Annotated in this window: 10 protein-coding genes; 7 read left to right on the forward strand and 3 right to left on the reverse strand. The window is 64.2% G+C overall.

All coding sequences use genetic code 11. The annotated features are described in order from the left end of the window. The first annotated feature begins 76 nt into the window (after positions 1-76). The 5 genes from ACVOMB_RS09150 (at position 77) to ACVOMB_RS09170 (ending at position 7,326) form a co-directional block, all read left to right on the forward strand. A complete protein-coding gene (locus ACVOMB_RS09150) occupies positions 77-721 on the forward strand; it encodes a hypothetical protein (protein ID WP_481530878.1) in 645 nt (214 codons plus the stop codon). A 212-nt stretch (positions 722-933) separates the two neighbouring features. Next, the gene (gene dnaE, locus ACVOMB_RS09155; RefSeq protein WP_481530879.1) at positions 934-4,524 is read left to right on the forward strand and encodes a DNA polymerase III subunit alpha; all 3,591 of its coding nucleotides are present in this window, start codon (positions 934-936) and stop codon (positions 4,522-4,524) included. Positions 4,525-4,600: 76 nt separating this feature from the next. Beyond that, positions 4,601-5,560: an acetyl-CoA carboxylase carboxyltransferase subunit alpha gene (locus ACVOMB_RS09160; protein ID WP_481530880.1), complete on the forward strand. Its 960-nt coding sequence runs from the start codon at positions 4,601-4,603 to the stop codon at positions 5,558-5,560. 26 nt (positions 5,561-5,586) lie between these two features. Further along, on the forward strand, positions 5,587-6,342 hold the full coding sequence (locus ACVOMB_RS09165) for a tetratricopeptide repeat protein (RefSeq protein WP_481530881.1): 756 nt from the start codon (positions 5,587-5,589) through the stop codon (positions 6,340-6,342). Positions 6,343-6,558: 216 nt separating this feature from the next. Further along, complete coding sequence (locus ACVOMB_RS09170) at positions 6,559-7,326, forward strand: alpha/beta hydrolase (protein WP_481530882.1); 768 nt, start codon at positions 6,559-6,561, stop codon at positions 7,324-7,326. A 136-nt stretch (positions 7,327-7,462) separates the two neighbouring features. Here the strand turns inward: ACVOMB_RS09170 and ACVOMB_RS09175 are convergent, their stop codons facing one another. Continuing rightward, positions 7,463-7,918 (reverse strand): CopD family protein, encoded by a 456-nt coding sequence (locus ACVOMB_RS09175; protein WP_481530883.1) that lies wholly within the window; start codon positions 7,916-7,918, stop codon positions 7,463-7,465. 63 nt (positions 7,919-7,981) lie between these two features. Between ACVOMB_RS09175 and ACVOMB_RS09180 the strand changes: the two genes are divergently transcribed. Together ACVOMB_RS09180 and ACVOMB_RS09185 are read left to right on the forward strand one after the other, a co-directional pair. After that, the gene (locus ACVOMB_RS09180; protein WP_481530884.1) at positions 7,982-8,578 is read left to right on the forward strand and encodes a class I SAM-dependent DNA methyltransferase; all 597 of its coding nucleotides are present in this window, start codon (positions 7,982-7,984) and stop codon (positions 8,576-8,578) included. Between the two features lie 81 nt (positions 8,579-8,659). Next, on the forward strand, positions 8,660-9,973 hold the full coding sequence (locus ACVOMB_RS09185) for a polyhydroxyalkanoate depolymerase (RefSeq protein ID WP_481530885.1): 1,314 nt from the start codon (positions 8,660-8,662) through the stop codon (positions 9,971-9,973). Between the two features lie 151 nt (positions 9,974-10,124). Here ACVOMB_RS09185 and ACVOMB_RS09190 read toward each other — a convergent pair whose 3' ends face one another. Together ACVOMB_RS09190 and ACVOMB_RS09195 are read right to left on the reverse strand one after the other, a co-directional pair. Beyond that, a complete protein-coding gene (locus ACVOMB_RS09190; RefSeq protein WP_481530886.1) occupies positions 10,125-10,439 on the reverse strand; it encodes a DMT family transporter in 315 nt (104 codons plus the stop codon). Position 10,440: 1 nt separating this feature from the next. Then, on the reverse strand, positions 10,441-10,797 hold the full coding sequence (locus ACVOMB_RS09195) for a DMT family transporter (RefSeq protein ID WP_481530887.1): 357 nt from the start codon (positions 10,795-10,797) through the stop codon (positions 10,441-10,443). Between the last annotated feature and the right edge of the window lie 279 nt (positions 10,798-11,076).

The following is an 11,076-nucleotide window of genomic DNA, read 5'->3' on the forward strand; positions in this document are numbered from 1 at the left end:
ACCAATGCTACGCCCAAGCGGATGCTGGCGCTGCGTTCTCCCCTCCCGGACGCCCCCCACCCGCAGGAGCACCACCATGTACGCCATCGACCCCCGCCTTCCGCTGCCGCAGGTTCTGGACCAGTACCCGAGCGGCCTTCCGCACCGCCGCAGCCATGTGAACGACTACGCGTTGGTTCCGCGTGAAGTGGAACATTTCAATCGTCTATTGGCCCGCCTCGGTCGCATCCAGCCGCCACTGCAGACCGACCAGCTGGCCACTGCGGCCCGCAACCTGAACAACGCTGCCCGAGACGACAGCGCTTCGCCCTGTATCGAGCAACGGATGCGCCACGCCCATCTGCTGGAACAGCTGCTGCAGGAGACCGACTGGGAGCCCGCCACCGAGGTGAGCTGCGAGCTGCATATGGTCATTGCCTATCTGCACGCCAGCCACCAGCTGATCCCTGACACGGTTCCCGGCGTCGGCCAGCTGGATCAAGCCATCGTGATCGATACCGCCTGGCCGAAACTGGCCGGGGAAGTGGCCAACTTCCTCGACTACCAGCGCCTGCGCCAGCTGGAGGCCGAACGCCAGGGCCGTGGCTACCACGACATCGCCTTCAACCGTCGCAGCTGGCTGGAGCTGCGTGAGATCGAAGCCCGCCTGCACGAGCACCAGCGCCGGGTGCGTGAAAGCAGCTACGCACCTGAACCGCTCAGCTACTTCCGCATCCACTGACAGCGACACCGACAGGGCTCCAGGCAGAACCACCAGGATCATGCCGGAGCCCGGCGGACCGGGCCTGACGTCCATTGCAGTCAGGCCTGCGTCCGTCCTGATAGTGTGCACATGCGGGCCACTGGCCCGGGCCGGCGCAGGTAGCAGGCATGTCAAGCCTTGCCCCACCCCGCCCCCGTCGCTACCCTGCACCGGCATACTTCTGGCTCCGCATGTCTACTTCTTCCCGCTTCGTCCATCTCCACGTCCACACCGAATTCTCGATGGTGGACTCCACCATCCGCGTACCCGCCAAGCCCGACCAGGCCGACCCCAAGAAGGCCAAGCAGCCCAACCTGCTGAGCCGTTCGGTCGAAATGAAAGCGCCGGCACTGGCCGTCACCGACCTGAACAACATGTTCGCGCTGGTGAAGTTCTACAAGGCTGCCGAAGGCGTGGGCATCAAGCCCATCGCCGGCGCCGACCTGCTGATCACCGAGGACGGCCAGGACCCCTGGCGCATGACCTTGTTGTGCCGCGACCGCGAGGGCTACCTGAGCCTGTCGCGACTGCTCACCCGTGCGTGGATGGAAGGCCATCGCAACGAAGGTGGCGTCGCCGTGCACCCGCAGTGGCTGAAGGACGGCTGCAAGAACCTGTTTGCGCTGGCCGGCCGCCACAGCCTGGCCGGGCGCCTGGCCAATGACGGCCGCCACGATCTGGCTGAGCAGCAGCTCGCCGACTGGCAGCGCGTATTCGGCGACGGCCTGCATCTGGAGCTGACCCGCACCGGTCGCGATGGCGAGGAAGCGTTCAATCAGTTCGCACTGCAGGCCGCCGGTCAACGCGGCCTGCCGGTGGTGGCGACCAACGATGTGCGCTTCCTGTCGCCGGATGATTTCTATGCGCATGAAGCGCGCGTCTGTATTTCCACCGGCCGCGTGCTGGACGATCCCAAGCGTCCGCGTGAGTACAGCGCCGAGCAGTACCTGAAAACGCCGGAACAGATGTGCGAGCTGTTCGCCGACATCCCCGACGCAATCGACAACACCTTGGCGCTGGCCGAACGCTGCAACGTCGAGATGCGGTTGGGCACTTACTTCCTGCCCAACTACCCGGTGCCGGACGACCAGACCCTGGACAGCTGGATCCAGAAGATCTCCCGCGACGGCCTGGAAGAACGCCTGCAGGTGCATCCAATTGCTGCCGGCATGACCCGCGAGGACTACGACGCGCGGCTGGAGTTCGAGCTCAACACCATCATCAAGATGGGCTTCCCCGGCTACTTCCTGATCGTGGCCGACTTCATCCAGTGGGGTAAGAACCAGGGCATTCCGATTGGCCCGGGCCGTGGTTCGGGTGCCGGCTCGCTGGTGGCCTGGGCGCTGAAGATCACCGATCTGGATCCGCTGCCCTACAACCTGCTGTTCGAGCGCTTCCTCAACCCGGAACGCGTGTCGATGCCCGACTTCGACATCGACTTCTGCATGGATCGACGCGATGAGGTGATCGACTACGTCGCGCGCAAGTACGGCCGCGAGCGCGTCAGCCAGATCATCACCTACGGCACCATGGCGGCCAAGGCGGTGGTGCGTGATACCGGCCGCGTGCTTGGTTTCCCGTACGGCCTGGTCGACGGCGTTTCCAAGCTGATCCCCAACATCCTCGGCATCCACCTGAAGGATGCGCTGGGCAAGGGCAAGGAAGGCACAAGTTCAGAAATGGCCTCGGCCGAGCTGATCCAGCGCTACGAGTCCGAAGACGACGTCCGCGACCTGATCGACCTGGCCTTGCAGCTGGAAGACCTGACCCGCAACGCCGGCAAGCATGCCGGCGGCGTGGTGATCGGGCCGGAGCCGCTGAGCGAATTCTGCCCGCTGTACGCCGAACATGACGATGGCGGCATCGGCAAGAACCCGGTCACCCAGTTCGACAAAAACGACGTCGAAGAAGTCGGCCTGGTGAAGTTCGACTTCCTCGGCCTGCGCACGCTGACCATCATTGATTGGGCGGTGAAGGCGATCAACAAGCGCCACGAGCGTGCCGGCATTCCGCCGATCGACATCGCTTACATCCCGCTTGATGACGCCCCGACCTACAAGGACATCTTCGCCAACGGCAATACCGGCGCGGTGTTCCAGTTTGAATCCTCGGGCATGCGCCGCCTGCTGAAGGACGCGCGCCCTGACCGGTTCGAAGACCTGATCGCGCTGGTGTCGCTGTACCGCCCCGGCCCGATGGACCTGATTCCTTCCTTCAACGCGCGTAAGCACGGCCAGGAAGAAATCATCTATCCTGATCCGCGTACCGAAGCCATCCTGAAAGACACCTACGGCATCATGGTGTACCAGGAGCAGGTGATGCAGATGGCGCAGATCGTCGGCAATTACTCGCTGGGCGGCGCCGATCTGTTGCGCCGTGCGATGGGTAAGAAGGTGCCGGCGGAAATGGCCAAGCACCGCGAGATCTTCCGCGAAGGTGCGGCCACCGGCGGCGTCGATGGCCCCAAGGCCGACGAAATCTTCGACTTGATGGAGAAGTTCGCCGGCTACGGCTTCAATAAATCGCATGCTGCCGCCTATGCATTGGTCAGCTACCAGACCGCCTGGCTCAAGCGTCACTACCCGGCCGAATTCATGGCCGCGACGCTGTCCTCGGACATGGACAACACCGACAAGGTAGTCGGCTTCCTGGCCGAGGTGAAGAACCTTGGCCTGACCGTGCTGCCACCACGTGTCAACGACTCGGCCTATATGTTCGAGGCGGCCAACGCCGACACCATCCGTTACGGACTCGGTGCGATCAAGGGCGTCGGCCAAGGCGCTTGCGAAGCGGTAGTCGAACAACGCGAGCGCGGTGGCGAATACGCCTCGCTGCTTGATTTCTGCGCACGCGTGGAATCGGGCAAGCTCAATCGCCGCACGCTGGAAGCGATGATCAACTGCGGTGCCTTCGACGGCATCGGCAAGAACCGTGCGACGTTGGCATTGCAGCTGCCGGAGGTGATCAAGGCCACCGAGCAGATGGCGCGTGAGAAGGCCTCCGGGCAGAACTCGCTGTTTGGTGCACCGGACCCGGTCAGCACCGCCAGCCAGCTCGACCTGCCCGAGAGCAAGGAATGGCCACTGGCGCAGCTGCTCAACGGCGAACGCGAGACGCTGGGCTTCTTCCTCAGCGGCCACCCGTTCGACCCTTACGCCGATGACGTCAAGGAACTGGTCGGCACCGACCTCGGCGGCCTCGACAAGCTGATCGCACCGGCCTTCCCCTCCAAGGACGGCGAGAAGCGTGCCTGGCGTCAGGAGTCCCCGGTGATCCTGGCCGGCATGGTCATTGGTGTGCGTCGCAAGGGTGACAGCCAGGTCTTCGTGACCCTGGAAGACGGCAAGGGCCGGGTCGAATGCAGCGCGTTCTCCGATGGCCTGGCCGAATTCGGTCATCTCATGACCAAAGACCGCATCCTGGTGGTCAAGGGCGGCCTGCGCGAGGACGAGTTCAACGGCGGCTATGCCCTGCGCATGCGCCAGTGCTGGGACTACGAGCAGCTCTGCGCCGACCACGCGCTGCGCCTGTCGATGCGCGTGGATGGCCGCGGCGGCCCGATCTGGCAACGGATCGACGCCCTGCTCGCCGCCCACCGCCCCGGCCGTACCCCGCTGCGACTGGACCTGCTGCTCAACGGCAAGCCCGGCAGCATTGCCGGCATGCTCGACCTGGGCAGCAGCGGCTCGGTGCGGGTCACCCCCAAGCTGCTCGACGCCCTGCGCGAAGACCCAGCCGTGCGCCGGGTCAAGGTCAAGTACAGCCCGCCCTGGGCCAATTAATTGTCCGGACGGACGCGTACGGGTTGATACGGCGCGTTCGGCTACACTTCCCCCCTTTCATTGCTGACGGTTTCCGATGAATCCGAACTACCTCGATTTCGAGCAACCCATCGCCGATCTGGAATCCAAGATCAAGGACCTGCGCAATGCCAGCGCCGGGCCGGCGGTCAATGTCGATGCTGAGGTCAAGGCGCTGGAAGACAAGCTGCGCCTGCGTACTGCCCAGATCTTCCGCAACCTGTCCTCGTGGCAGGTGCTGCAGGTGGCCCGCCACCCGTCGCGTCCTTACCCGCTCGACTACATCCGCATCTTCTGCGATGAGTTCCAGGAACTGGCCGGCGACCGTGCCTTCTCCGATGACAAGGCCATCGTTGGCGGCCTGGCCCGCATCGGCGGCCGCTCGGTGATGCTGATCGGCCACCAGAAGGGCCGCGACACCAAGGAAAAGGTACGCCGCAACTTCGGCATGCCCAAGCCCGAGGGTTACCGCAAGGCGCTGCGCTTGATGAAGATGGCCGAGCGTTTCGGCCTGCCGGTGCTGACCCTGATCGACACCGCTGGTGCCTGGCCGGGCATCGATGCTGAAGAGCGCGGCCAGTCCGAAGCCATCGCCCGCAACCTGATGGAAATGGCTGAGCTGAAGGTGCCGGTGATCTGCACCGTGATCGGCGAAGGCGGCTCCGGCGGCGCGCTGGCACTGGGCGTGGGCGACCGCACCCTGATGCTGGAATACAGCGTCTACTCGACCATCAGCCCGGAAGGCTGCGCCTCCATCCTGTGGAAGGACGCCGGCAAAGCCAAGGACGCGGCTGAGCAGCTCGGCATGACCGCCCCGCGCCTGAAGAGCCTGGGCCTGATCGACAAGATGATCCGCGAGCCGATTGGCGGCGCACACCGCAACCCCACGCAGATGGGCAAGCGCCTGAAGGCCGTACTGCTCAATGAGCTGGACGCGCTGGAGAAGCTGCCGGTCGACGAACTACTCGCACGCCGCTACAAGCGCCTGCGCAGCTACGGTGCCTACGAAGCGGCCTAAGCCGCTTCCGCCACAGGGACACACGGATGAGTCCGATCATTCTGCTTTCGCTGATCCTGCAGGTCGCCTGCTGCGTGCACGTGGTGCGCACCGGGCGACCGCTGTATTGGATCTTCATCCTGCTGTTCTTCTCCTACCTGGCAGTGCTGATCTACGTGATCGCCGAAGTACTGCCAGACCTGCGCAACAGCCCGAGCGCGCGTCGCGGCCTGCGCAAGGTCCGCGACCAGATCGACCCGCAGCGCAGCAAGCGCCAGGCCGACCAACACCTGCGCGTATCCGACACCGCCGACAACCGCAGGCGCCTGGCCCAGGAACACCTGGACCGCGGCGAATACGCCGAGGCAGCGGCATTGTACGAAGGTGCGCTGCGCGGACTGCACAGCGAAGACCCGGACCTGATGCTGGGCCTGGCCAAGGCCCAGTACGGCCTGCAGCAGCCGGCACAGGCGCGCAAGACACTGGAAGCGCTGATCGCCGCCAATCCCCACTACCGCTCGCATGACGGCCACCTGCTGTATGCCCGCACGGTGGAAGACAGCGCTGACATCCCTGCCGCCCTGCACGAGTACGAAGCCATGATCGGCGGCTACCCGGGCGAGGAAGCGCGGCTGCGCTATGCCTTGCTGCTCAAGCGGGCCGGGCGAGACGGCGACGCTGCCAAGCAACTGCAGAACATCCTCGACCGCGCCGAGACCTCGCCGCGCTATTACCAGCAGGCGCAGCGCGCGTGGATAGATGCCGCACGCAAGGAACTGCGGCAGCTGACGCCGGCAGGCTGAGTCCGCCTGTTTGTTTGTGGGAGCGGCGTCAGCCGCGAAGCTCACAATACTCAAACCCTTGGCACCTTTATCATCTGATGCTGTACTGGCTTCGCGGCTGACCCCGCTCCCGCAAACCCCTCCCCAGCCAGCGCGCAAGGCCCGGATTGTGGCGACGCGATAACCCACTGGGCCGCATCACCTGCCTTCTCCCCATCCCCGGCGAGGCCAAGCAGCATGATCACCAGCCTGAAAATCCTGCTGATCGCCATCAGCCTGCTCGCCAGCATGTACCTGATCGCCTGCGCCCTGCTCGCTTTCAATGCCCGCGGCATGCTCTACCACCCGGCCCCACGCAGCGCCGATGTACCACACTGGACGCTGCCTCGCGGTGATGCCGACATCATCGTCTCAAGCAACAAGCAGCACAGCACGCTGCTCGTACTGTATTTCGGCGGCAATGCCGAAGACGTCTCGCAGGCGCTGCCGATGCTGCAGCAGGCCTTTCCCGCGGCCGCCATCCACGCCATGCACTACCGTGGTTATGGCGGCAGCAGCGGTTCACCGACCGAAGCCACGCTTATTGGCGATGCGCTGGCACTGTATGACGACACCAGCAGCGGCCAGGCACAGGACATCATCGTGATTGGCCGCAGCCTCGGCTCCGGCGTCGCCGTGCAGGTCGCTGCTGCGCGGCCAGTTCAACGTCTGGTCTTGATCACGCCATACGACAGCATTGGCGGCCTGGCTGCACGCATGTTCCCGGCCTTCCCGGTGCGCCTGCTGCTACGCGATCACTACGATTCATGGCGTCACGCGGCACGGATCACCGCTCCCACCACGCTGATCATCGCTGGCAGGGATCAGGTGATTCCAAATGCGAGTTCGTTGCGACTACTGCGCGAATTCCGGCCAGGCGTGGCGCAGGCGGTGACCATCGCTGATGCCGATCACAACGATGTGTTTGCCTATCCGCAGTTCAGGCAGGCATTGCGGGGGCAGTAGCGTTGAAGCCTCCCCCTCCCCAGCCCTCCCCTGCGCTACGCGCAAGGGCGGGGGCAAGGCTCAAGCCCTCCCTTTGGCGCAGCCAAGGGGAGGGTTGGGAGGGGTGCCTTTGATCTTCGCAGCCCCCCAAGAAATCTCAGAACGGCTTCGCCAACACCAGATACACAATCGCAATGAACAGCACCAGCGGCAGCTCGTTGAACCAGCGCAGCGCGCCCGACGACGGCAAGGCCTTGCCCTTGATCGTGCCCTTCAACCAACGCCCGGTGAAGGTGAAATACACCATCAACAAGACCACCAATCCCAACTTGGCATGCAGCCAACCGGACGCGCCCGGCGCCACCATGGTCGGAAACTCCGGCAACACCCTGTAGCCCAGCCACAGCACCAGCCCCAGGATGAAGGCAATGCCAAACATCACGTGGCCAAACCGGTACAGGCGCTTGCCCATCAACTGCAGTCGTTCCACCACCGGCGGCTGCCCCGCAGCCTCGGCAATATTGACCAGGATCCGCGGCAGATAGAACACCGCCGCCATCCACGCCACTACGAACACAAGGTGGAAGGTCTTTACCCAAAAATACGACTGCATGCGCTGGCTCCATCGGCGGCGTAGGATGTGCCCCATTTTCGCCCATTCGCACAAGACACGCACATGCAGGACAAGCAGTACGACGCCGACTACTTCCAACGCTGGTACCGCCGCGACGATATCGGCGGCCCCGCCCGTCTGGCGCGCAAGGTGCAGCTGGCCGTGGCTGCGGCCGAGTATTACCTGGAACGCCCGATCCGCAGCGTGCTCGACATCGGTGCCGGCGAAGGCGCCTGGCGTGCGCCGCTGCTCAAGCTGCGGCCCAAGCTGCAGTACATGGGTTTTGACAGCAGCGAGTACGCGGTGCGCCGCTACGGCCGCACACGCAACCTGCACTTGGCCGGCTTCGGCGATTTCCAGTGGCTGCGCCCCTGCGCGCCGGTCGACCTGCTGGTCTGCTCGGACGTCATGCACTACGTGCCCAGCCGCGAGCTGCGCAAGGGCCTGCCGGGTCTGGCCGAACTGTGTGCCGGGGTCGCCTTCCTGGAACTGTTCACCGCCGAGGACGAGTTCCATGGCGACCATGACGGCTTCCAGCAGCGCCCTGCCCGCTGGTACAAGCGCCAGCTACGCGAAGTGGGTTTCCGCGGCGTGGGCTCGCATTGCTGGCTGGGGCCCGCATTCAGTGAAGATATCGCCGCACTGGAAAGGGCCGACTAAAGGCCGATACCGGCTTAACTCGCGCTCTGCGATAGTGCGCTATGCTGCACAGCATCATATGACTGTACATATTGGGAAGTCATGCTTTATCAACTGCATGAATTGACCCGCAACCTGCTTGCGCCCTGGGTTCACCAGGCACAGGCAAATGCGGCGTTCTTCAATAATTCGGGCCACTGGTGGTCGTCGATGCCGGGCGCTGATCGCTTCGCGGCGATGAACGAGCTGTTCCACCGCCTCGGCAAGGATTATGAGAAGCCCGAATGGGGCATCCACGAGCTGGAGCTTGATGGCGAGATCGTGCCGATCGCCCAGCTCACCGAGGTCGAGAAGCCATTCTGCAAGCTGCTGCGCTTCAAGCGCCACAGCAATGAAACCTCCAAGGTCGAAGCGCTGCTCGCCCAGCCCATCGTGCTGGTGGTAGCGCCGCTGTCCGGCCACCACGCCACCCTGCTGCGCGATACCGTTCGCACCCTGCTGCGCGACCACCGCGTCTACGTCACCGACTGGGTCGACGCGCGCATGGTGCCGGTGGAACAGGGCGAATTCGGCCTGGACGACTACATCGAATACGTGCAGGAGTTCATCCGTCACCTCGGTGCCGACAACGTACATGTGGTCAGCGTCTGCCAGCCGACCGTGCCGGTGCTGGCCGCGGTATCGCTGATGGCCAGCCGTGGCGAAACCACGCCGCGCTCGCTGGTGATGATGGGCGGCCCGATCGATGCGCGCTGCAGCCCAACCGCGGTCAACAATCTGGCTACCCGCAACCCGATGTCGTGGTTCGAGAACAACGTCATCCACACCATTCCGGCGCCGTATCCGGGCCAGGGCCGTCGCGTCTATCCGGGCTTCCTGCAGCACGCCGGTTTCATGTCGATGAACCCCAGCCGCCACCTGATGTCGCACTGGGATTTCTACACCGACCTGGTCAAGGGCGATCTGGATGATGCCAATGCGCATCGCCGTTTCTACGACGAATACAACGCCGTCCTCGACATGCCGGCGCAGTTCTACCTGGACACCATCCGCGTGGTGTTTCAGGAGTTCCTGCTGCCGCGTGGTGAATGGTATGTGCGTGGCGAACACGTCGACCCGTCGGCGATCCGCGACACCGCCCTGCTGAGCATCGAAGGCGAGCTGGACGATATCGCCGGCCTCGGCCAGACCGAAGCTGCGCAGGCCCTGTGCACCGGCATCCCGGCATCACGCCGCGACCACTTCATCGTCGAAGGTGCCGGCCACTACGGCATCTTCAGCGGCCGCCGCTGGCGCGAAGTGGTGTACCCGAAGATGCGCGACTTCTTCAGCGCCCAAGCTGCGCAACCAGCGGCAAAAAAGGCCAAGAAAGCCAGCAGCAACGTAACCCCGCTACGCCGCCGCGCGCAGCGCTGAGCCGCTTGAAGCTTGCTTGAAGCCCCTCTCCCGCGTGCGGGAGAGGGGTTGGGGTGAGGGCAAGCCGAAGCCAGACAATTTCAGCAACGGCAGTGCTGCAGAAACTGACAAGCAAACCTCAAGGCCCCGGCACTCCCGGGGCCTTCTGCATTCAAGAAACCGCCTTCAACCCCACAACCCCTACAACGATTACCGCAAGACTCAGCAGCCGCGCAGTGCTCCGCGACTCACCAAAGAACAGCATGTTCACCAGCACCGCAGCTGCCGTTCCCAGGCCAATCCACACGGCATAGGCAATGCTCAGCTGGATGTAACGGAACGACTGGTACAGCAGCACGAACGAGGCGCCAAACCCGCCGAAGAACAAGGTCGCGTTCAACAGACTCTTGTGCCCGCTGTAACGCTTCAGGCCAATCACGCCCACCGTCTCCATCAAGGCCGCGGCAATCACCAGAAACCAGCCCATATCAGCCTCCCTGCCCGTTTGCGTCAGGCTCGGCGGCCGCCTTGCCATCGGCCAGCTTCAACGCGATCACGCCTGCCACCAGCACCGCCATGAACGCGCCCTTGGCCAGGCTGAAGCTGCCGTCGAACAGGAAGATATCCATCAGTGCCGTGCCCACCGTGCCAACGGCAGCAAACACCGCGTACACCGTGCCGGTCGGCAATGACTCGCAAGCCTTGGCCAACCAATGGAAGTCCACCACGATCACCGCGATGATTGGTATCCAATGCCACCACGTGGCTGCCACATTGAAGCCATACACCCAGACCAGCTCGAACAGACAGGTCAGGGCCACGTAGAACCAGCCTTTATTGGCCATGGCGTTCTCCAAAGAAAAACCGCGACCAGCATAACGCGAGGTAGTGCCGAGCCATGCTCGGCAGGGGGCTCTACCGGCAGCGTAACCAACTCCGGTTTTTTGTGGGAGCGGCGTGAGCCGCGAGGCTACAACTGGATCAGCCAGCGAAGAGCTACCCCTCCCCTTCGCTCCGCGAAAGGGAGGGAGCGTAGTGGGGGGGGGGGGGGGGGCGGGGGGGGGGGCGGGGGCCGGACCACCATGATGAGGAGTCGGGGGGGGGGGGGGGGGGGCGGGCGGGGG

This window comes from Stenotrophomonas sp. STEN018 (assembly GCF_056760235.1).